General features: G+C 60.4%; 19 protein-coding genes. 10 read left to right on the top strand and 9 right to left on the bottom strand.

From position 1 onward, the window contains the following. Positions 1–42 precede the first annotated feature (42 nt). From ACA057_RS17135 to ACA057_RS17125, 3 genes are all read right to left on the bottom strand, one after another. The gene (locus ACA057_RS17135; protein WP_497340689.1) at positions 43–516 is read right to left on the bottom strand and encodes an LEA/WHy family protein; all 474 of its coding nucleotides are present in this window, start codon (positions 514–516) and stop codon (positions 43–45) included. A 58-nt stretch (positions 517–574) separates the two neighbouring features. Beyond that, on the bottom strand, positions 575–2,047 hold the full coding sequence (locus tag ACA057_RS17130; protein ID WP_497340687.1) for a nucleobase:cation symporter-2 family protein: 1,473 nt from the start codon (positions 2,045–2,047) through the stop codon (positions 575–577). Between the two features lie 211 nt (positions 2,048–2,258). Beyond that, on the bottom strand, positions 2,259–3,152 hold the full coding sequence (locus ACA057_RS17125) for a LysR family transcriptional regulator (protein ID WP_497340685.1): 894 nt from the start codon (positions 3,150–3,152) through the stop codon (positions 2,259–2,261). A gap of 101 nt (positions 3,153–3,253) precedes the next feature. Here ACA057_RS17125 and ACA057_RS17120 point away from each other — a divergent pair, with 101 nt between their 5' ends. Together ACA057_RS17120 and speB are read left to right on the top strand one after the other, a co-directional pair. Continuing rightward, complete coding sequence (locus ACA057_RS17120; RefSeq protein ID WP_497340683.1) at positions 3,254–4,345, top strand: polyamine ABC transporter substrate-binding protein; 1,092 nt, start codon at positions 3,254–3,256, stop codon at positions 4,343–4,345. 13 nt (positions 4,346–4,358) lie between these two features. Beyond that, complete coding sequence (gene speB / locus ACA057_RS17115) at positions 4,359–5,318, top strand: agmatinase (RefSeq protein ID WP_497340681.1); 960 nt, start codon at positions 4,359–4,361, stop codon at positions 5,316–5,318. A gap of 99 nt (positions 5,319–5,417) precedes the next feature. Here speB and ACA057_RS17110 read toward each other — a convergent pair whose 3' ends face one another. Further along, positions 5,418–6,470 (bottom strand): aldo/keto reductase, encoded by a 1,053-nt coding sequence (locus ACA057_RS17110; RefSeq protein ID WP_497340679.1) that lies wholly within the window; start codon positions 6,468–6,470, stop codon positions 5,418–5,420. A 205-nt stretch (positions 6,471–6,675) separates the two neighbouring features. Between ACA057_RS17110 and ACA057_RS17105 the strand changes: the two genes are divergently transcribed. From ACA057_RS17105 to ACA057_RS17085, 5 genes are all read left to right on the top strand, one after another. Next, positions 6,676–7,392 carry a helix-turn-helix transcriptional regulator gene (locus ACA057_RS17105; RefSeq protein WP_497340677.1) on the top strand — a complete coding sequence of 239 codons (717 nt, stop codon included), beginning with the start codon at positions 6,676–6,678 and terminating at the stop codon, positions 7,390–7,392. Positions 7,393–7,444: 52 nt separating this feature from the next. Beyond that, the gene (locus ACA057_RS17100; protein ID WP_497340675.1) at positions 7,445–7,786 is read left to right on the top strand and encodes a nuclear transport factor 2 family protein; all 342 of its coding nucleotides are present in this window, start codon (positions 7,445–7,447) and stop codon (positions 7,784–7,786) included. Positions 7,787–7,807: 21 nt separating this feature from the next. Further along, on the top strand, positions 7,808–8,926 hold the full coding sequence (gene zapE, locus ACA057_RS17095; protein WP_497340673.1) for a cell division protein ZapE: 1,119 nt from the start codon (positions 7,808–7,810) through the stop codon (positions 8,924–8,926). An 18-nt stretch (positions 8,927–8,944) separates the two neighbouring features. Continuing rightward, positions 8,945–9,526, top strand: coding sequence for a DinB family protein (locus ACA057_RS17090; protein WP_497340671.1), 582 nt, complete (start codon positions 8,945–8,947; stop codon positions 9,524–9,526). A gap of 95 nt (positions 9,527–9,621) precedes the next feature. Next, positions 9,622–10,113 (top strand): GNAT family N-acetyltransferase, encoded by a 492-nt coding sequence (locus ACA057_RS17085; RefSeq protein WP_497340669.1) that lies wholly within the window; start codon positions 9,622–9,624, stop codon positions 10,111–10,113. A gap of 166 nt (positions 10,114–10,279) precedes the next feature. Here the strand turns inward: ACA057_RS17085 and ACA057_RS17080 are convergent, their stop codons facing one another. The 4 genes from ACA057_RS17080 to ACA057_RS17065 form a co-directional block, all read right to left on the bottom strand. Next, positions 10,280–10,495, bottom strand: a complete 216-nt coding sequence (locus tag ACA057_RS17080; RefSeq protein WP_497340667.1) for a hypothetical protein — start codon at positions 10,493–10,495, stop codon at positions 10,280–10,282. Positions 10,496–10,602: 107 nt separating this feature from the next. Next, positions 10,603–12,840 carry a TonB-dependent siderophore receptor gene (locus ACA057_RS17075; RefSeq protein WP_497340665.1) on the bottom strand — a complete coding sequence of 746 codons (2,238 nt, stop codon included), beginning with the start codon at positions 12,838–12,840 and terminating at the stop codon, positions 10,603–10,605. A 247-nt stretch (positions 12,841–13,087) separates the two neighbouring features. After that, positions 13,088–14,824 carry a phosphoethanolamine transferase CptA gene (locus ACA057_RS17070; RefSeq protein ID WP_497340663.1) on the bottom strand — a complete coding sequence of 579 codons (1,737 nt, stop codon included), beginning with the start codon at positions 14,822–14,824 and terminating at the stop codon, positions 13,088–13,090. Positions 14,825–15,011: 187 nt separating this feature from the next. Continuing rightward, positions 15,012–15,194, bottom strand: a complete 183-nt coding sequence (locus ACA057_RS17065; protein ID WP_497340661.1) for a DUF6026 family protein — start codon at positions 15,192–15,194, stop codon at positions 15,012–15,014. 272 nt (positions 15,195–15,466) lie between these two features. On the opposite strand from ACA057_RS17065, the gene gnd reads away from it, so the two are divergent. Genes gnd through ACA057_RS17050 form a run of 3 tightly spaced genes read left to right on the top strand, consistent with a single transcriptional unit; the run spans position 15,467 to position 18,785 of the window. Continuing rightward, on the top strand, positions 15,467–16,447 hold the full coding sequence (gnd, locus tag ACA057_RS17060) for a phosphogluconate dehydrogenase (NAD(+)-dependent, decarboxylating) (RefSeq protein WP_497340659.1): 981 nt from the start codon (positions 15,467–15,469) through the stop codon (positions 16,445–16,447). Continuing rightward, positions 16,444–17,967 carry a glucose-6-phosphate dehydrogenase gene (gene zwf / locus ACA057_RS17055; protein ID WP_497340657.1) on the top strand — a complete coding sequence of 508 codons (1,524 nt, stop codon included), beginning with the start codon at positions 16,444–16,446 and terminating at the stop codon, positions 17,965–17,967. Before gnd ends, zwf begins: the two co-directional genes overlap by 4 nt. After that, positions 17,964–18,785, top strand: coding sequence for an HAD family hydrolase (locus ACA057_RS17050; protein WP_497340655.1), 822 nt, complete (start codon positions 17,964–17,966; stop codon positions 18,783–18,785). The genes zwf and ACA057_RS17050 overlap by 4 nt, the downstream gene beginning before the upstream one ends. A 115-nt stretch (positions 18,786–18,900) precedes the next feature. Here ACA057_RS17050 and nhaB read toward each other — a convergent pair whose 3' ends face one another. Continuing rightward, positions 18,901–20,403: a sodium/proton antiporter NhaB gene (gene nhaB / locus ACA057_RS17045; RefSeq protein ID WP_497340653.1), complete on the bottom strand. Its 1,503-nt coding sequence runs from the start codon at positions 20,401–20,403 to the stop codon at positions 18,901–18,903. Between the last annotated feature and the right edge of the window lie 58 nt (positions 20,404–20,461).

Below are 20,461 nucleotides of genomic sequence, written 5' to 3'. Positions count from 1 at the left end.
GGGATCGGGCGTTCGGTGCCGCGCGGGGGCGGGGCGTCGGTGTTACCAGGTGCCGGTCGTCGACGTGGGCAGGCTGAGCTTGCCACTGTCCACGAACCGCATCGTGCCAAACAGGCCGCCCGCCAGTTTGCCGCGCAGTACGTAAGGCAGGTTGTTCAGGGTTTGTGTCTGGCTCAGGCCGAGCGTCTGACGCAGCACCGAGAACGCCGAAACGCTAACGGGCACCGTCAGCACGGTCTCGGAAAAGCGTGTAATCGAGCCCGATTGATCGCTGACGCCGGAGGCGAGTGGCTGGCCGTTGACCTCCAGGTCCAGGGCGACGCCGTTGTATTCGATGGTGCTGTCATTGGGGTTCTGCACGCGGATTTTCACGGCAAAGCGCACTTCCATGTCCTGGCTTTGCAACGGCTCGAAACCCACCACGTTGATGTTCAGCGGATCGCGGTTGGGGAACAGGGCGCAGGCGCTCAGAGAGAGCAACAGAACGGAAAGAAGGACGGCGTGGACACTGCGCATGGATGTGCTCTCGTCTAAAAAAGGGTTGAACCGTCAGAGGCTCAACCCTTGAGCCTGTCTAGCGGTTCAACTGTGCGACAGCCCCGAGTGTGGCGGGTTCACCCTTGGCCGGGACATCCGGGTTTTCCATGACCTGGAGAATCGAGGCTTCCGGATCGAAATCGTCTTCTTCCAGCTCGATGAATTCCTCGGGCAGGAAAATATTCAGCACGATAGCGCACAACGCCCCGACGGTGATCGGCGATTCGAAGATGTTATGCAGCGCCTTCGGCAGCTCGCGCAATACTTCCGGCACCGCCGCCACACCCAGGCCCATGCCGAGGGAAATGGCCACGATCAGCATGTTGCGCCGATGCAGGCCGGCTTCGGCGAGGATCTTGATCCCGGCCACGGCGACGGTGCCAAACATCACCAGTTCGGCGCCACCCAGCACCGGCTTGGGCATCAGTTGCAGCACCGCGCCAATCATCGGGAACAACCCCAGCACCACCAACAGCCCGGCAATGAAGAACGCCACGTAACGGCTGGCCACGCCGGTGAGCTGGATCACACCGTTGTTCTGCGCGAAGGTCACCATTGGCATGCTGTTGAACACCGCCGCCATGGCTGAATTGAGGCCGTCCGCCAGCAGCCCGGACTTGATCCGGCGAATGTAGATCGGGCCTTTGACCGGCTGCCGGGAAATCATTGAGTTGGCGGTCAGGTCACCGGCGGCTTCCAGCGGCGACACCAGGAAAATCACCGCCACCGGCACGAACGCCACCCAGTCGAAATTGAATCCATATTTGAACGGCACTGGCACGCTCATCAGCGGTACGTCGGGCATGCTCGAAAAGTTGACGTCGCCCATGAGCCAGGCGACGACATAGCCAAGGGTCAGTCCGATGACAATCGCACCCAGGCGCAGGAACGGCACATCCACCCGGTTCAACACCACGATGGTCCCGAGCACCAGGGCCGCCAGGGCCAGATGGCTGGCGGCGCCGAGGTCCGTGGCGCCGAAACCGCCGGCAATGTCAGTCATGGCGACCTTGATCAGCGACAGGCCCATCAGCGTGATGATCGTGCCGGTCACCACCGGGGTGATCAGCATCCGCAGTTTGCCGATGAACTGGCTCAACACCACTTCGATGAAGGCTGCAAAAAAACACACGCCGAAGATTGTCGAGAGGATTTCATCGGTGCCGCCGCCGCGAGCCTTGACCATGAACCCGGCGCTGAGAATCACGCTGATAAACGAAAAACTCGTGCCTTGCAGACACAGCAACCCGGAACCGACCGGACCGAACCGCCGCGCCTGAACGAACGTGCCCAGACCGGAAACGAACAGCGCCATGCTGATCAGATACGGCACTTCACTTTGCAGGCCCAAGGCGCTGCCCATGATCAGCGTGGGGGTGATGATGCCGACGAAACTCGCGAGCACGTGTTGCAGGGCGGCGAAGACGGTCGCGGTCAGGTGCGGGCGGTCGTCGAGGCCGTAGATCAGGTCGTTGTGGCGCGGGGCCGGGGCTTTTTCGGAGGCGGTCATGGGTTTTATGCGTGCCAGAAGGCGGGCCGGGTCAGAAAATGGAGGCGCAGGATGCCAGAAAGCCCATTGGGTGGCGAGCGATGAGCCCGATACCTGGCGCAATCCCTGTGGGAGCGGGCTTGCCCGCGATGGCGGCGTATCAGGCAGCATCAATGTCGCCTGACACACCGTCATCGCGGGCAAGCCCGCTCCCACAGGGATTGGTGTGGGTTCAAGCGAACGCGGTGAGCAAGTCCTCCTCGAACGCCTTCTGTGCATCTCCCGGCACTTGCGCACGATGCCGCGCCAGATGAAACGCCACGTCGAAACTCATGTCCTCACGACGCACCGCCCGCAGCAACTTTTTGTCTTCCCAACTGCGGGCGAAGTGGCTGGGCAAGTAACCGACATGTTTACCGGACAGAATAAAGGCGAGGGTGCCTTCGACCTGCTCCGAACGCGCCGAACACCGTTTGCCCTGGAACGGCTCGTCACTGCGCAGGAAACGGTAAGGGTGATCGACCCGGTCGCAGGCCTGGAGCGCTTGATCGTCAGGCGCGTCATTCGTGAACAGCGGGTGCCCCGATGCGCAATACAAGTGTTGGGTTTCAGTGAAGAGTTGGCGGTAGTCAAACGCGCTTTGCACTTGTGAGAAATAGCCGATCGCCAAGTCCAGCCGTTGTTGCAACAGCAACCGCTCCATTTCGCCAGGCATGGCGCTGATCAGCTCGATGCGCACCGATTCGTCCCGTTCACGAAAGCGCCGGATCGCGTCCGCTACCCGTTGCAGCACCGATTGATCGAGTGCTTCGGACAAGCCCAGGCGCACTTCCCCGATCAAGCGCCCGGCGACGCCATTGGATTGATGGCGGAACGCTTCGATGGACTCGAACAACCCGCGCGTCGCGCTGAGCAGTTGTTCGCCTTTGGGGGTGACCTTGAAGCCGCCTTTGCCACGACTGCACAGGCGATAGCCGAGCCGGGTTTCCAGTTTGGCCATCTGCTGGCTGATGCTCGACTGGCTCAGGCCCAGTTCACCCTGCGCCGCGCTGAAGCCGCCGCATTCCACCACGCTGACGAAAAGTCTTAGCAGTTGCAGGTCCAGATCATGCAGTTGGCCGAGCATCAAACATTACTCCGGGATAAAGTCAGGATAACAAACTTGATATTTCGCCAATGTATCCGACGACGCATGCTGCAGCCACTTCCTCTGGTCAGGTGTTCGTCATGGCTCCCGTGTTCAAGTTGTGCTTCCCCGCGCTGTTCCTGGCCATGGCCGCGTCGGCCCAGGCTGAGGACAAGGTCGTCAACCTCTACAGTTGGGCCGATTACGTCGCCCCGGAAACCTTGCAGCGTTTCGAGCAGGAAACCGGCATTCATGTGCGCTACGACACCTTCGACGCGCCGGAAGTGCTGGAAACCAAATTGCTCACCGGTGGCAGCGGTTATGACGTGGTGGTGCCGTCGTCCAGCGTCCTGGCCCGTGGGTTGGCGGCCGGCGCGCTGAAAGCGATTCCTCACGAAGGCTTGAAGGGTTACGCCAACCTTGACCCGGATTTGCTGGCGAAACTCGCGGCGGTCGATCCCGGCAATCAATATGGCGTGCCTTATACCTGGGGCACGCTGGGGCTGGGGATGAATGTCGAAGCGGTGCAGAAGCGCTTGCCGAACGTGCCGCTGAACAGCCTCGACCTGCTGTTCAAACCGGAATACGCCAGCAAACTGAAGGACTGTGGCATCGCGATCATTGATTCGCCGCAGGAAGTGATCGGCCTGGCGTTGCACTATCTGGGCAAAGATCCCTACAGCACCGACAAGAGCGATCTCGACGCGGCGCAAGCGTTGTTGCATCAGTTGCAGCCTAACGTGCTGTATGTCGCCAGCGGCCGGCAGATCAACGACCTGGCCAACGGCAGCGTCTGCCTGGCCCTGGCTTACAACGGCGACGCGAGCATGGCCGCCGACCAGGCGCGCAAGGCCAACAAACCGTACGAAGTCGCCTACCGGATTCCCAGGGAAGGCACCCTCGTGTGGCAGGACAACCTGGCCATCCCCAAGGACGCGCCACACCCCGAAGCCGCCCGCCAGTTCATCGAGTTCATGTTGCGCCCCGAATCCGTCGCGGCGCTGACCAACACCTTGTTCTTTGCCACCGCCAACCAGGCCGCCACGCCGCTGGTGGATGAGGCGGTGCGCACCGATCCGGATATCTACCCGCCGTCCGATGTGCGTGGCCGGTTGTATGCCGACCGCAGCATGAGCCTCAAGGACATGCGTCAGCGCACCCGCTTGTGGACCACTTTCCGTAGCCGCCAATAAAAAGGAATACCTGATGGACGTCCCGATGCAAAACGATCAGGCCATGACCCGCGACAGCCTCTATGGCACTGCCGCCGAAAGTACCTACGCCGGCATCACCAGTTTCATGCGTCGTCGCTACAGTCGCGACTTGCGCGGTGTCGACGTGGCGGTCAGCGGTGTCCCGTTCGACACCGCCACCAGCAACCGTCCCGGTGCGCGTTTCGGACCGCGCGGCATTCGTGCCGCGTCCACCGGGATTGCCTGGGAACGCCACTGGCCGTGGACCTTTGATCCGTTCGATCATCTGGCGGTGATCGACTACGGCGATTGCGACTTCGATTACGGTTCGCCGCAGTCGGTGCCGGAAAGCATCGAAGCCCATGCCGAGCACATTCTCAACGCCGGCAGCGCGATGTTGACGTTCGGTGGCGATCACTTCATCACCTATCCGCTGCTCAAGGCGCATGCCCGGAAGCACGGAGCCCTGTCGCTGATTCACTTCGACGCTCATAGCGATACCTGGCCGGACGAAGAGGGCAAGCGCATCGACCACGGGACGATGTTCTGGCACGCGGCCAAGGAAGGTCTGGTGGACCCGTCGCGCTCGGTGCAGATCGGATTGCGCACCACCAATGACGATCATCAGGGATTTCAGGTGCTGGATGCGCGGCAGGTGCACCGGCAAGGGTGTGAGGCGATTGTCGAAGCCATTCGGGCGCGGGTCGGCGATCACCCGGTGTACTTGACGTTCGACATCGACTGCCTCGACCCGGCCTTCGCCCCGGGCACCGGAACGCCAGTGTGCGGCGGCTTGAGCACGGTGCAGGCGCTGGAAATCCTCGGCGGCTTGCGCGGGATCAATCTGGTGGGGATGGACGTGGTGGAAGTCGCGCCGGCCTACGACAGCGCGGACATTACCTCACTGGCGGCGGCGACGTTGGCAATGGAGATGCTGTGTTTGTATGCGGCGAAACATAAGGTCGACCGGTAATAAGGATTTTTGCTGGCTGTGAAGACGCCATCGCGGGCAAGCCCGCTCCCACAAGTACAGCGCAGTTCCTGTGGGAGCGGGCTTGCCCGCGAAGCTTGTTCAGGCGACCGGGATTATTGGGAGATCCAGAGTTTCAGCCCCGGTAAATCGCGAAAACGACCCGGCAATCGATTCATGGGGCACACCCTTCGCCACGTCACTCACGCCATCAAGCCGCGCCAACTGATCAGCACTTAACTGCACCTCCAGCGCACCCAATGTCGCGTCCAGCTGTTCGCGGGTGCGTGAGCCGAGAATCGGGATTAGCGCTGTGGTCGAGCGCCTGGCTTTTTCCCGCAACCAGGCAATGGCCACGTGAGTCGGGCTGGCAGCCAGTTCCGCGGCGACGGCCAGCAAGGCGTCGAGCAGGGCGGTTTCCCGAGCGCTCTTTTCGGCGTGAACCAGCATGCCGAGTTTGGTCGCACGGTTGTCCGCTTCGCTGGTGCGGTACTTGCCAGTGAGGAACCCGCCACCCAGCGGCGACCACAGCGTCGCGGCCAAACCCAGGGCTTCGGCCATGGGCAGTTGTTCCCGCTCGGCGGTGCGTTCGGCCAGGCTGTACTCGACCTGGATGGCCGCAATCGGCGCGAAACCACGAACTTCGGCCAGCAGATCAGCCCGGGCGATGCGCCACGCCGGGAAGTTCGACAGCCCGGCGTAGTGGATCTTGCCGGCGCGGACCAGATCGTCGAAACCGCGCAGGATCTCTTCCATCGGCGTCACGCCATCGCTCATGTGCGCCCAGAACAGGTCGAGGTGATCGGTCTTCAGCCGTGTCAGGCTTTCTTCCACGGCACGAACCATGTTTTTGCGGTTGTTGCCGGTGTGGGAAATGCCTGCGGCTGGCGTAGTACCGAGCGTGTATTTGGTGGCGATAACCAGGCGATCCCGTTCTGCGGCGATGAACTCACTGAGCATCGCTTCCGACTGGCCCGCTTGATAACCGTTGGCGGTGTCGATGAAGTTGCCGCCGGCCTCGAGGTAGCCATCGAAAATGCGCTTGGCTTCGTCGCGTTCGGCGCCATGTCCCCAACCGGTGCCGAAATTACCGGCGCCCAACGCCAGTTCGGAAACCCGCAAGCCGGTTTTACGGCCAAAGACTTTGTAGTGCATGGGATGACTCCTGAAGGAAAAGGCGTTGGGACGAAATATAAATGTCTAGTGACATGTATTAAATATGATTGCAGTAATATTCCACGTCAAGGTGCATTTTCATGCGCGGTAAAACGGCCGACCACCGGACTCACTGGCTACTGCCACTTTCTGACAGGGGCCTCTGCTAAGCTGCGGCAACTTTTACCGACAGAGCCAGCCTATCGTGTCGCGTACCACTCGTTTACTCACTTTGTTGCAAGTGCTGCGTGGCAAAAGCCGACCGGTCACGGCGGCGACGCTGGCGGGCGAACTGGATATTTCTGAACGCACGCTGTACCGCGACATTGCCGAACTCACTGCCCTGGGTGCGCCAATCTATGGCGAGGCAGGCATCGGCTACGTCCTGCGCAGCGGTTTGTTTCTGCCACCGTTGATGCTCAATGCCGACGAAACCGAAGCCATCGTGCTCGGTTTGCGCTACGTCGATCAGCGTGGGGACGAGGTCTTGAGCAAAGCCGCGACCGATGCGCTGGCGAAGATTGCAGCGGTGTTGGCCCCGGAAGCGCTGGAGGCGCTACGTAATCCGACGGTGCTGCCGGGGCCGCGCGGTTATGGCTTTGCACCGAACGCGGTGCCACTGAACGTGTTTCGCCAGGCCATCCGCGATCAGGCCAAGCTGCACATCGACTACGCCGATGCCCAGCAGGTGCCCAGCCAACGGCTGATCTGGCCGCTGGCCCTGGGGTTTCTCAATGAGGTACGAATCATCGTCGCCTGGTGTGAACTGCGCAGCGCCTATCGGACCTTTCGCACCGATCGGATCTCGGCCGCCAGCGAGCAGGGCGAGCGCTATCCGGGACGGCGCAGCGACCTGTTGCGCACCTGGCGCAAGCAGATGCAACTGGATGAAGCGGGGCGTTTCACTCCTGACAAGAACTGACACAGGCTTGTTTTAGCATGGTGCCAGAATCAACAAACAAGGAGCCGCAACCATGTCCAATTCCGCCTCTTCACTGGCGCCCGCCATCGCCGCGTACATTGCTGCCGCCAATGCACGCGACACCTCCAGGGTCACCCATTTTTTCGCTGAGGATGCCAATGTGTTCGATGAAGGTCAGCACCGGATCGGCACCCAGGCCATCGCCCAATGGATGGAAGACACCGCCCAGCGTTACCAGCCACGGGTCGAAGTGCTCGACGTGCAACTGCGCACGGGCAAGGTGCTGGTGCATAACCTGATCTCCGGCACGTTCCCCGGCAGCCCGCTGGAATTGCGCTATATGTTTCGCCTGAATGAACAGGGCAAGATCGCCCGGCTAGACATCTCCCTGTAACCGGGCCGTATACTGCCGCGCATGAATGTCGACTCCCCCCTCAGCGCCTGGCAGCGTGCCATCGAACAAAAGGGCTTCGTCCAGGACGAAGCCCAGGAGCACGCCGTCTGGGCGCTGCAAAAATGCTACGAGGCCTTGCACGAAGGACGCACGCCGATCACCGGCGTTTACCTTTGGGGCCCGGTCGGGCGCGGTAAAACCTGGTTGATGGACCAGTTTTACCAAAGCCTGAAGGTCCCGGCGCGGCGTCAACACTTTCACCACTTCATGGGCTGGGTGCATCAGCGTTCGTTCCAGCTGACCGGCACCGCCGACCCATTGAAGGCGCTGGCGCGCGAGCTGAGCGAGGAAGTGCGGGTACTGTGCTTCGACGAGCTTTTCGTCAACGACATCGGCGATGCAATCATTCTCGGGCGCTTGTTCCAGGTGATGTTCGAGCAAGGCGTGGTGGTGGTCTGCACCTCCAACCAGCCGCCGGATCAACTGTACGCGGACGGCTTCAATCGCGACCGCTTCGTGCCCGCCATCACGGCGATCAAGCAGCACATGCAGGTGATTGCCGTGGACGGTGGCGAAGATCATCGCTTGCACCCCGGCCAGGGTTTGCAACGTTACTGGGTGGCGGCGCCCGGACAGCCCGGCGCGTTGAGTGAGGTGTTCAAGGCGTTGACGGTTGGCCAGTCGGTGTCCAGCGAACCGATCAAGGTCGGTTACCGTTCGCTCAATGTGGTGCAAGCCAGTGAAACGGTGCTCTGGAGTCGTTATGCCGATCTCTGTGAACAGCCTTTCGCCGCCATGGATTTCATGGCCCTGTGCGACACCTTCAAGGCTATTCTGTTGAGTGACGTGCCCAACCTCAGCGCGCAAAAACGCGAAGGACGCATCGCTCGCGGGACTGAAGACGGTGTCGAGCGGGTGGTGGCGGGCGATCGCCAATTGCCGCAATTGTCGGTGCATGACGACGGTGTGCGCCGTTTCATCGCCCTGGTGGACGAGTGCTACGACCGCAAGGTGCCGCTGTACCTCGAAGCGCAGGTCGCCATGGAGTCGCTCTACACTGAGGGTTATCTGGAATTCCCGTTTCGCCGCACCCTCAGTCGCCTACAGGAAATGCAGCTGCAACGTTTCGCCGACGCTTGAATTCAAGGAGCCGCGAACATGAATCAGCCCCTGTCGCACCATTTGCTGACCATGGCCTATCAGAACGCCTGGGCCAATCATCGACTGGCCAAGGCCTGGAGTCAGTTGAGCGCCGCGGAATTGGCGGCGCCTCGGGTCAGTTTCTTTCCCAGTTTGCGCGCGACGCTCAACCACATTCTTACCTGCGACTGGTTCTACGTGGATGCGCTGGAGCGGGAGTTGCGCGGGGATGGCCCGCACCCGGATTGCTACGTGTTCTTCAACAACGACGAGCCGTTCACGCAGGCCGTAGACCTCAAGCGCGAGCAAGCCCTGGTGGACCGGCGCCTGATCGCCTATTGCGAGCAAATGCGCGACGCCGACCTTGAGAAAATCGTCACCATCGCCCGGGACACGCCGCAACATGACAGTCGCTTGCGCATGCTGTCCCATCTGTTCGAACACCAACTCCATCATCGCGGGCAAGTCCACGCCATGCTCAGCGGCACCTCGGTCAAACCGCCGCAACTCGACGAATTTTTCTGCGCCGGCGAGTCGGGGTTGAGGGCGGAGGATTTTGCCGAGTTGGGGTGGACCGAAGCGTTGATTTGGGGGCACTGAAAGATTGTCGGCACCCCAGCGCTCGCGATATCGTCGTTCGGCTGTCCAGTGCGAGCAGCGCGCTGGGGCTACTTGATGGGTAAACGAGGGTGGAAATGGAATCCGCAGAAATTCTTGTGCTTCAGGCCAGCTACACCAATGCGGTGCATGCCGAGGCGATTGGCCTGGTGTTGAACCATTACGCTGAAGACCCGATGGGCGGTGGACATTCCTTGCCCGCCGATGTGCTGCAACAACTGCCGGGGGAATTGGCCAAACGGCCTTATGCATTCAGCGTGCTGGCGTTCGTGGGAGGGGAGCCGGCCGGGTTGGTCAATTGCTTTGAGGGTTTCTCGACGTTTGCCTGCCGACCGTTGGTCAACGTGCACGATGTGATGGTGGTGAAGAAATTTCGCGGGCTGGGCTTGAGCCAGAAGATGCTGCAAAAGGTCGAGGACATCGCCCGCCAGCGTGGCTGCTGCAAAATCACCCTGGAAGTCTTGGAAGGTAACGCAGTCGCCCAGGCGTCCTATGGCAAGTTCGGTTTCGCGCCGGGCATGTTCGACCCGTCTCACGGGCGGATGCTGTTCTGGACCAAACCGCTGTAGTCGCAACGACGAAAAACCTTGTAGCAGCTGCCGAAGGCTGCGTCCGGCTGCGCAGCAGTCGTAAACCCTGAGTCCCCGGTGTTTCTGGTTCACCGCGTTGGCAGGATTTACGACTGCTGCGCAGCCGGACGCAGGCTGCGCCAGCGGCTACAGATTGTGTTGCGGCTTACTTCGGTTTATAGGTCTCAGTCACTTGAGCGGTTTGATCGTCCGGAACCCGGAGTTCAGCGCGCTTGCCCTCGGTGGTATTACCCAGCGCCTGCTGTTGGTGGTACCGCAGGGTTTCGAAGTAATACCGCATGCGTTCGGCGCCACCTTCGGCAAAGGCGCTTGCCGAAACGAACGTCATCAGTCCAGCGACGATCAGGGGTACAGGTTTCATGGTTTGCCTCCCACTGCGTAGATCGGGTGCGTTTTCGTCCATGAGCCAATGCAATCTCGAACGCGCCCATTATCCGCCGATTTCGTTACGTGGGAATTAATAACCCCTTAGAGCCTCCAGTCCAGGCTCAGGGTCACCGTGCGCGGGGCGCCCCAATAATTGCCGTTGTAGAACCCGACGTTCTCGTAATACTTCTTGTCGAACAGGTTATCGACGTTCAACGAGGCCGACAGCTGCCTGTCAAACGCATAACGCGACATCAGGTTGACCACGGTGTAAGCCTCCTGACGGATGTTCGCTTTTTCGGTGATCAGCTCGCCATCGGCGTCGCGTCCGACCGGGCGCCTCGCGGCGCGGAAGATATCGCTCTGCCAATTCACCGCGCCACCCACCGTCAGCGCCTGCCAGTCGCCGGGCAGGTGCCAGGCGGTTGAGAGTCTGACCATGTTCAGTGGCTGGTTGGTATTGCTGCGCTGCTTTTCGCCATTGAGCGAGTGGGTGTAGGTGTAACCGGCGGTCATGTTCCAGCCTGCCATGACCTCGCCCGAGACCTCGGCTTCGAAGCCCTGGACCTTGCTGCCTTTACCGCCGGACTTGAAGAATTCCTCGTTGGTCACCGGGTCCGGTGGCACCGAGTCGTCGAGCTCCGCGACGTTGTCCTGCTTGCTCCAGAACAGCGCGGTGGCAAGGTTCAGCCGCTCTTCCAGCAGGCTGCCCTTGAGCCCCAGTTCATAGTTGCTGCCCACCACCGGTTCGAGGTATTTGCGACTGCTGTCACGGTTGGATTGCGGCTTGAAAATGTCGGTGTAACTGACGTAAACGGTGTATTCCGGGGTGAGGTCGTAGAGCAGGCCGGCGTAGGGCGTCCACATGTCGTTGTGCTGCTGGCGGGTGTTCTCAGAGCCGCTCAGTTGCAGATTGGCGTCATAGCTATAGGACGTCTTCGAGGCTTTCCAGCTGCCATAACGGCTGCCGAGCACCGCGTGCAGTTCATCCGTCAGGCTCAGGCGAGTGGCGAGGTAACCGGCCTTTTGGCGGGTACTGTCTTTCGACGCGGGGAGGCTAGTGACCGTGTCGGGGAACTTGGCGATGTCACCCATGTATTTCCAGTCGCGGATGCTTGCGTAATCGTCGGCGATGGGGCCATCCACCGTGTAGGGATTGTCTTCACTGCGCTCGGCTTCGCCATATCCCACCATCAACTCGTGTTCCCGGCCTAGCAGCGAATAGGGGCCGGAGATATTGAAGTCATAAGCCTTCATTTTTTGCGTGCCTATCATGTGGCTGACGTTGGCGAACATGCCGCTGCGATCGGCATTCGGGAAGCCGCCACCGCCGTAGTAGATCTTGCCGTCGGTGTCGCTTTCGCGGTGGGTGTAGGCGGCTTTGAGGTGCCAACCAGCACCCAGTTGATGGTCAAGATTGGCGAACGCGGTTTTGTCCTTCAGCGGCCAGGAACTCCAGGACGTGGCCATGTTGGTGGAGCGGCCGAGGTTGGCTTTGCCGCCGTCAGAGTTCCAGTAAGGCACGGTGCCCCAGGACGTGCCCTGGACGTGTTTGTTCTGATAGTCGTAACCCACCGCCAGCACGGTGTCGTCGGTCAGGTCGGCTTCGAGAATCCCGTAGCCCACTTCCCGTTGCTGCTGATATTTATCGCGATAGGAATCGCTGTCGCGATAGGCCACCACTCCACGTCCGCGCAGCCGTCCGTCGAATGCCAAAGGGCCGCCGACGTCCAGGTAACTGTAGTAATCGTCATAGCTGCCGCCGCTGACACCGGTCTTGGCTTCCCACTGCGCCGTCGGCCGTTTGCGCACCATGTTGATGGTGGCGGAAGGATCGCCGGCGCCCGTGGTCAGGCCGGTTGCGCCGCGAACCACTTCGATGCGGTCGTAGATGATGGTGTCCGAATCGGACTTCATGTAGCTGAAGGTGTTCAGCATGCCATCGACCTGGAAGTTGTTGATCGAGTAGCCGCGGGAGTAGTAAACGACCCGGTCCGAGTCGTTGTGTTGAACCACCACGCCGGTGGTCTGGCTCATGGCTTTGGAGAGCGAGTCGAGCTTGAAATCGTCCATTTGCTGGCGAGTGACCACCGAGACCGATTGCGGTGTTTCCTTGATCGACAGGTTCAGGCGAGTGGCGGTGCTCATGGCGCCGGTGGTGTACGACTCAGTGTTTTCGGTGGTGCTGCCCAGGCCTTGGGCGGTGACGTTGGTGGCACCCAGTTCGAGGGTGCGGCCGGGCGCTTGGTCAGGCTCGGTTTCAGCCAGCACATCCAGGCTCAGGGCGGCACTGCACAGGCCCAGGGTAAAAGTCATGGAACGGGTGATAGGCGCGAACATCGCAGCCGACTCCTTGTCGTCGAGGGAAAAAATTCCGTTTGCTCAAAGACGAAGGAGGGCGGGGGGATTTAGTGATAAACGAGAATTGTTGCTATTTCAGGATGTTTCGAGGGCTCTGTAGGAGCGAGCCTGCTCGCGATGGACGTCAACGATAACGCGTATCCACTGGATAAACGCATCGCCCTAAGGCTCATCGTCGGAACGCCGCCCGGAGCAAGCTCGCTCCTACAAGTTCAGGTGCAACGGATTACTTCTGAACGACTTCCGCTGCCACCTTGGGTTTCATCAGGCTGAAGTCGATCAAGGCCTTTTGTTCGCGCTCGTACGGGTTGCCGATCATCAATGGGCGCGCCTTGAAGCTGTCGCTGACCAGGCTCTTGCTGCGGTCCAGTTCATCGAAACTCAGGCCGGCGAGGTCGGCCCAGGTATGGATCAGGTGCGAACTGCTGTACGGCCGCGACAAATCACCGGCGAAACTCCAGTCATGGGTTTCACGCCATTTCGGCGAAGCCCAGGCCATGAAGGGAATGGTGTACATCGGCGCCGTCGGTTTGCTCTCGTTGCGGCCCAGGGTGCTATGGCCAGGGGAGTCGAACACGTCTTCGCCGTGGTCGGAGAGGTACAGCAGGAAGCCGTTCGGATCAGTCTTGGCGTAGTCCTTGATCAGGCTCGACACCACGAAGTCGTTGTACAGCACCGCGTTGTCGTAGCTGTTGTACGTCGGCACCTGATCGTCGCGCACGCCGTCCGGAACACCTTTGCGATCCTTGAACTTATCGAAGGTCGACGGGTAACGGTATTGGTAGCTCATGTGCGTACCGAGCAAATGCACCACGATCAGCTTGCGCGGCGCGGCGTCGGTCAAGGCCTTGTTGAACGGCTCGATCACATCGCCATCGTACTGGGCGGCGTTCTGGTTGCGGTTGTTGTTCAGGTACACCTGCTCGTCGGCCTGCTCGGAGAAGGTTGTCAGCATGGTGTTGCGCTTGGTCATGGTCTGCTGGTTGGTGATCCAGAAGGTCTTGTAACCCGCCTGTTTCATCATGCTGACCAGCGACGGGGTCGACAGGTACAGGTCCGGGCTTTCTTCATCGGCAAAGGTCAGCACCTGCTGCAACGCCTCGATGGTGTACGGGCGCGGGGTGATGACGTTATCGAAGACCGCCAGTTGATCCTTGAGTTTGTCCAGTCCCGGGGTGGTTTCCCGAGGGTAGCCGTACAGGCTCATGCGCTGACGGTTGGTGGACTCGCCGATCACCAGCACCAGCGTCGACGGCTGATTGGCCATCGTGTCTTTCAGGTTGTGCAGCGGTGGAATCTTGCTGGCGCTGTTGAGCATGTCTTGCATGCCGGCCAGGGTGTCGAGGTAACGGTGGTAAGCCACCGCCATCTGCCAAGGCACCGCGGGCTCGATGCGCGTTTCGAACTTCTCGAAACCGGCGGCCAGGCTGCCGGTGCGCAAGGTTTGCTTGACCATCGGATAACCGATAACGGCCACCAGAATCGCGGTGGCGGCGACCAGCGCCTGACCGCGGGGCAGGTACACCGGGCGCAAGCGGGTCCACAGGAAATAGGCAAACAGCGTGTGAGCGAGGAACGCCGCCACCATCCACCAGGCGAAGTACTGCGTCATGTACTCGCCGGCTTCCGACACGTTCGATTCGAACATGATGAAGATGACGCTTTGGGAAAATTCCTGCTGATAGATGAAGAAGTAACCCAGGCTGGCCATCGAGCAAGCCCACAGCACCACGCCGATCAGCGCGGCCATTACCCGTGTTTGCTTAGGGAACAGCAACATCGGCGCCAGCCAGATGGCACTCATCACAAAGGCTTGGCGGAACCCGGTAAAACCGGAGGTGCCCGTCAGTTGGATCAGCAGTTGGGTGATGCCGGAAAAATACCAGAAGAACAGGAACAACCAGAGAAAACCTGTCCAATCAAAACCTTTCGCAGACTTACTGCTGCGTTTAAACAAAGCCATTCAGCACTCCAGCCAGAATTCACTTGCATCGCCGGGTCGCCGACGAATGGGTGGCGCACGGATACCGAGCGGCCACAATGAGCCGGAGTATCAACAAATGGATGTGAAAACTTCGTGAGCTGCCTGGATCAGGCACGGCGTGACAGGTCGGAAACAGCAGGAGGCTGCTTCCGAATTGCAGGAGGGGTCAGGCGTGTGGAGCGCGGTGGGCGACAGGTAAAGACTGGGCCTGATGGCCTTGTGTGAGCATGCGCAATTGCGCCAGCTCCCGCTTCAATTGCTCGCGCTCGTCTTTCAACTGGCGCAATTCATCTCGACGAATCGTAACGTAGAGGGTTTGTGCAGGTTCTGCTTTGTATACTGTGCCCATTGCTCACCTCGCAAATGGCTTGCCTCAACTGTAAATCGGCCCCGAAATCGGATGCTGACTTACTATCGGCCCTGATATTGATTTCTTTTGCCCCTGAAGGGAACTTTTTTATTTTTCATGGTCGTTGTGTCTTCGGCGCGATTACCGACGTTATCAATCAGGATCGGGCACAATGCCCGGAAACTATGTGCCAGCGCTCTGGACTAACCCTCATTAGTCGCGTTGGGCTATAACCTTTGACACACTTTATTTGTAGTAGGGAGCATCAGCACATGCAACTCGGGATTATTGGACTGGGCCGCATGGGCGGCAATATTGCGCGGCGCCTGATGCTCAACGGGCACACCACCGTTGTTTACGACCGCAATACCGCCTTCGTCGACACCTTGAGCGAAGAGGGCGCCACCGGCGCTGCCGACCTGCCAGCACTGGTCGCCGGCCTGGCCAAGCCGCGCGCGGTGTGGGTCATGCTGCCGGCCGGCGCGCCCACCGAAGACACCATTGACACCCTGAGCTCTTTGCTCGAAGCCGGCGATACCATCATCGACGGCGGCAACACCTTCTATAAGGACGACATCCGCCGGGCGAAAACCTTGTCGGAAAAAGGCCTGCACTACATCGACGTCGGCACCTCCGGCGGCGTCTGGGGCCTGGAGCGTGGTTATTGCATGATGATCGGCGGTGAAGCCGATGTGGTGAAGCGCCTCGACCCGTTGTTCGACAGCCTCGCACCGGGCCTGGGCGACATCCCGCGCACCAAGGACCGCAAGTCGGACGATGACCGTGCCGAGCGCGGTTACATCCACGCCGGCCCCGCAGGCTCTGGCCATTTCGTCAAGATGATCCACAACGGCATCGAGTACGGAATGATGCAGGCCTTCGCCGAAGGCTTCGACATCCTCAAGACCAAGGCCAGCACCCAGCTGCCGGAAGATCAGCGTTTCGACCTGAATGTCGGCGACATCGCCGAAGTCTGGCGTCGTGGCAGCGTGGTATCGTCCTGGCTGCTCGACCTGACGGCCGATGCACTGGCCGCCGATCCGAAGCTCGACGGTTATTCCGGCTCGGTGGCTGACAGCGGTGAAGGTCGCTGGACCATCGAAGCGGCCATGGAACAGTCGGTTCCTGTACCGGTGCTGTCGAACTCGCTGTTTTCACGCTACCGTTCGCGCGGGCAAGGTACCTTTGGCGACAAGATTCTTTCGGCCCAGCGCTTCGGCTTCGGTGGCCACGTGGAGACCTCGAAAAAATGACGCGTCTGATCCGCAATAAATCCAAGGCCGAACCTGCACCACCGACCACGCTGTTTCTGTTCGGTGCCCATGGCGATCTGGTCAAGCGTCTGCTGATGCCGGCGCTGTACAACCTGAGTCGCGACGGTTTGCTCGGGGATGGACTGCGGATCATCGGCGTTGACCACAACGCCATCAGCGATGACGCCTTCGCGAAAAAACTCGAAGACTTCATTCGCACTGAAGTGGCCACCAAGGTCGGCAAGGGCGATCAAGCCCTTGACCCGGACTTGTGGGCCCAGTTGGCCAAAGGCATCAGCTACGTCCAGGGCGACTTCCTGGACGACAGCACCTATCAAGCCCTGGCGGCAAAAATCGCCGCCAGCGGCACCGGCAACGCGGTGTTCTACCTCGCCACCGCGCCGCGCTTTTTCAGTGAAGTGGTGCGCCGTCTCGGCGCCGCCGGTTTGCTGCAGGAAACACCCGAAGCGTTCAGAAGGGTGGTGATCGAAAAACCCTTCGGTTCCGATCTGCACACCGCCGAAGCCTTGAACGCTTGCTTGCTCAAGGTGATGACGGAAAACCAGATCTACCGGATCGACCACTATCTGGGCAAGGAGACGGTGCAGAACATTCTGATCAGCCGGTTCTCCAACAGCCTGTTCGAAGCGTTCTGGAACAATCACTACATCGACCACGTACAGATCACCGCCGCCGAAACCGTCGGCGTGGAAACCCGTGGCAGTTTTTATGAACACACCGGCGCCCTGCGGGACATGGTGCCCAATCACTTGTTCCAGTTGTTGGCAATGGTGGCCATGGAGCCACCGGCCGCGTTTGGCGCCGATGCGGTCCGTGGCGAGAAAGCCAAGGTGGTCGGCGCAATTCGCCCCTGGTCGGTCGAGGAGGCGCGGGCCAACTCGGTACGCGGCCAATACGCCGCCGGCGAGGTCGATGGCAAGTCGTTGCCAGGCTATCGCCAGGAAAACAACGTGGCGCCCGACAGCACCACCGAAACCTACGTCGCGCTCAAAGTCATGATCGACAACTGGCGTTGGGTTGGCGTGCCGTTCTACTTGCGCACCGGCAAACGCATGAGCGTGCGTGACACCGAGATCGTCATCTGCTTCAAACCAGCGCCCTATGCGCAGTTCCGCGATACCGAAGTCGATGAGTTGCAGCCGACTTACCTGCGGATCCAGATTCAACCCAACGAAGGCATGTGGTTCGATCTGCTGGCTAAACGGCCAGGCCCGGCGTTGAAAATGGCCAATATCGAGCTGGGTTTTGCCTATAAGGACTTCTTTGAAATGCAGCCGTCCACCGGCTACGAAACCTTGATCTACGATTGCCTGACCGGCGATCAGACGCTGTTCCAGCGCGCCGACAACATCGAAAACGGCTGGCGCGCCGTGCAGCCATTCCTCGATGCCTGGCAGCAGGATTCGAGTGTGCAGAGTTATCCGGCTGGCGAGGATGGGCCTCAGTCTGCCGAAGAATTGCTGACCCGCGACGGTCGCGTCTGGCACAGCCTCGGATGAGTGATGTAACGCAGCACCCCGTGCGGTTTTTGCTCAGCGACATGGACGGCACGTTGTTGCTGCCCGATCACAGCCTCAGTCAGCGCACCATCGATGCGGTGCGTTCATTGCGCGAGGCCGGCGTGTTGTTCAGCCTGGCCACCGGGCGTCCGCCCAAAGCCATGTTGCAACAGATTGAAGCCTTGGGCGTCGATCTGCCGACAGCGGCCTTCAATGGCGGCACGATCGTCAACCCGGACGGCAGTTTGCTGGTGGCGCATTACTTGCCGGCGACGGCCGCGCTGACCGCATTGACGCTGTTTGCCGATCAGCCGGACCTCGAGGTCTGGGTGTTCAGCGGCGGCGATTGGTTATTGAAAGACCCGGACGGGCCGATGGTGCCGCGCGAGCAGCATGGCCTGGGCTATCCGCCAGTGGTGGTGGAGAGTTTCGAACCGTATCTTGAGCGCGTCGACAAGATCGTCGCCACCAGCAACAACGCGGCATTGCTGATTGAACTGGAGGCGCAGTTGCTGCCCAAGGTCGAGGGCCAGGCGCAGGTCTCGCGTTCGCAGCCGATCTACCTGGACGTGACCGCCATGCAAGCCAACAAGGGCGACGCGCTGGCGACACTGGCCGAGTTTCTCGGTGTGCCATTGGCACACACCGCCGCCCTGGGCGACGGCGGCAACGACCCGGCGATGTTTCATCGTGCCGGATTGTCGATCGCCATGGGCCAGGCGGAAGACGCGGTAAAACGTCAAGCGGACGTGGTCACCGGCGCCAACACCGAAGACGGCGCCGCCCAGGCAATCGAACGCTACATCCTCCCTCGCTGACACCACCAAACCCTGTGGGAGCGAGCCTGCTCGCGAAGGCGGAGTGTCATTCAACATCAATGTTGACTGACATGGCCTCTTCGCGAGCAGGCTCGCTCCCACATTTGGTCGGTGTTTACAGCCAGTAGCTCACGGCGTACCAGCCGAGAACACCCATCACCACCGTGTACGGCAACGCCATCCACACCATCCGCCCGTACGACAAGCGAATCAGCGGTGCAATCGCCGACGTCAGCAGGAACAGGAACGCAGCCTGGCCGTTGGGCGTCGCCACGCTTGGCAGGTTGGTGCCGGTGTTGATCGCGATGGCCAATGTCTCGAAGTGTTCACGGCTCATGTGACCGGACAGGAACGCCTGTTTCACTTCGGTGATGTAGATGGTCGCGACGAACACGTTGTCGCTGATCGCCGAGAGCAATCCATTGGCAATGAACAACATGCCCGGTTGTTGCTCCGCTGGCAGCGCCAGCACCCACTGGATCAACGGCGTGAACAGTTGCTGATCGTGAATCACCGCCACCACGGCGAAGAACACCACCAGCAGCGCAGTGAATGGCATGGCGTCCTTGAACGCGTTGCCGATGCGGTGCTCTTCAGTGATGCCGGTGAAAGCGGTGATCAGCACAATCACCATCAACCCGATCAAGCCGACTTCAGCGATGTGAAACGCCAACCCGGCAATCAGAATCAACGCCGCCACGCCCTGCACGATCAGCGCTGCGCGTTGGCGCGAGGTGCGTTCGGCGTTGTCTTCGGCGGCGTAGTTGGCCAGCACGGCGCGCACGTTGTCCGGCAGCAGCGTGCCGTAACCGAACCAACGCAACTTCTCCAGCAGGACGCAAGTCACCAGGCCCGCCACTAGCACCGGCAACGACACCGGCGCGACTTTCAGAAAGAACTCAGCGAAGTGCCAGCCCATCTCGTGGCCGATCAGCAGGTTCTGCGGCTCGCCGACCAGCGTGCAAACACCGCCCAACGCAGTGCCCACGGCGCCGTGCATCAACAGGCTGCGCAGGAAGGCGCGGAATTGTTCGAGGTCGGCATGGTGAAGGGTGGGCAGGTGCTGGTCGTCACCGAACGCGCTGTCCTGGCGCGGATCAGTGCCCGACGCAACGCGGTGATACACCGAGTAAAACCCCACGGCCGCACTGATGATCACGGCGGTCACGGTCAAGGCATCGAGAAACGCCGACAAAAATGCCGACAGAAAACAGAACATCAACGCCAGCAGCGCCTTGGAGCGCACCCCCAGCAGCAAACGCGAGAACAGAAACAGCAACAGGTCCTTCATGAAGTAAATGCCGGCCACCATGAACATCAGCAGCAGGATCACCGGGAAGTTGTGCACCAGCTCATCATAAAGCGCTTGGGGCGTGGTCATCTTCAGTAGCAGCGCTTCGACCAGCAACAGGCCGCCGGGCATCAATGGATAACACTTGAGCGCCATGGCCAGGGTGAAAATGAACTCAAGCACCAACAGCCAACCGGCCGCCACCGGGCCGACCGTCCATAAAACCAGCGCGTTAAGTATCAGGAAACCGACGATACTCGCCTTGTACCAGCGAGGTGAATGCCCGAGAAAGTTGTGTGCGAACGCCTGGGCCATAGAACCGGACATCGGCTACTCCTTGTATTAAGAAGCGCGCAACTTGCCGCAAGCGGAAAGGAAGATCAAG

This window comes from Pseudomonas sp. LBUM1661 (assembly GCF_059695925.1).
This window is presented reverse-complemented; position numbering and strand designations above follow the sequence as displayed.

Bases quoted from the DNA above. Each gene is read 5' to 3' on its own strand.
- ACA057_RS17090 (WP_497340671.1), top strand. From the start codon at position 8,945: ATGAATCAGCCCCTGTCGCACCATTTGCTGACCATGGCCTATCAGAAC.
- zwf (WP_497340657.1), top strand. From the start codon at position 16,444: ATGACGCGTCTGATCCGCAATAAATCCAAGGCCGAACCTGCACCACCG.
- ACA057_RS17125 (WP_497340685.1), bottom strand. From the start codon at position 3,152: ATGCTCGGCCAACTGCATGATCTGGACCTGCAACTGCTAAGACTTTTC.
- ACA057_RS17120 (WP_497340683.1), top strand. From the start codon at position 3,254: ATGGCTCCCGTGTTCAAGTTGTGCTTCCCCGCGCTGTTCCTGGCCATG.
- ACA057_RS17075 (WP_497340665.1), bottom strand. From the start codon at position 12,840: ATGTTCGCGCCTATCACCCGTTCCATGACTTTTACCCTGGGCCTGTGC.
- ACA057_RS17130 (WP_497340687.1), bottom strand. From the start codon at position 2,047: ATGACCGCCTCCGAAAAAGCCCCGGCCCCGCGCCACAACGACCTGATC.
- ACA057_RS17070 (WP_497340663.1), bottom strand. From the start codon at position 14,824: ATGGCTTTGTTTAAACGCAGCAGTAAGTCTGCGAAAGGTTTTGATTGG.
- ACA057_RS17135 (WP_497340689.1), bottom strand. From the start codon at position 516: ATGCGCAGTGTCCACGCCGTCCTTCTTTCCGTTCTGTTGCTCTCTCTG.
- ACA057_RS17110 (WP_497340679.1), bottom strand. From the start codon at position 6,470: ATGCACTACAAAGTCTTTGGCCGTAAAACCGGCTTGCGGGTTTCCGAA.
- ACA057_RS17080 (WP_497340667.1), bottom strand. From the start codon at position 10,495: ATGAAACCTGTACCCCTGATCGTCGCTGGACTGATGACGTTCGTTTCG.
- speB (WP_497340681.1), top strand. From the start codon at position 4,359: ATGGACGTCCCGATGCAAAACGATCAGGCCATGACCCGCGACAGCCTC.
- ACA057_RS17050 (WP_497340655.1), top strand. From the start codon at position 17,964: ATGAGTGATGTAACGCAGCACCCCGTGCGGTTTTTGCTCAGCGACATG.
- zapE (WP_497340673.1), top strand. From the start codon at position 7,808: ATGAATGTCGACTCCCCCCTCAGCGCCTGGCAGCGTGCCATCGAACAA.
- ACA057_RS17065 (WP_497340661.1), bottom strand. From the start codon at position 15,194: ATGGGCACAGTATACAAAGCAGAACCTGCACAAACCCTCTACGTTACG.
- ACA057_RS17100 (WP_497340675.1), top strand. From the start codon at position 7,445: ATGTCCAATTCCGCCTCTTCACTGGCGCCCGCCATCGCCGCGTACATT.
- gnd (WP_497340659.1), top strand. From the start codon at position 15,467: ATGCAACTCGGGATTATTGGACTGGGCCGCATGGGCGGCAATATTGCG.
- nhaB (WP_497340653.1), bottom strand. From the start codon at position 20,403: ATGTCCGGTTCTATGGCCCAGGCGTTCGCACACAACTTTCTCGGGCAT.
- ACA057_RS17085 (WP_497340669.1), top strand. From the start codon at position 9,622: ATGGAATCCGCAGAAATTCTTGTGCTTCAGGCCAGCTACACCAATGCG.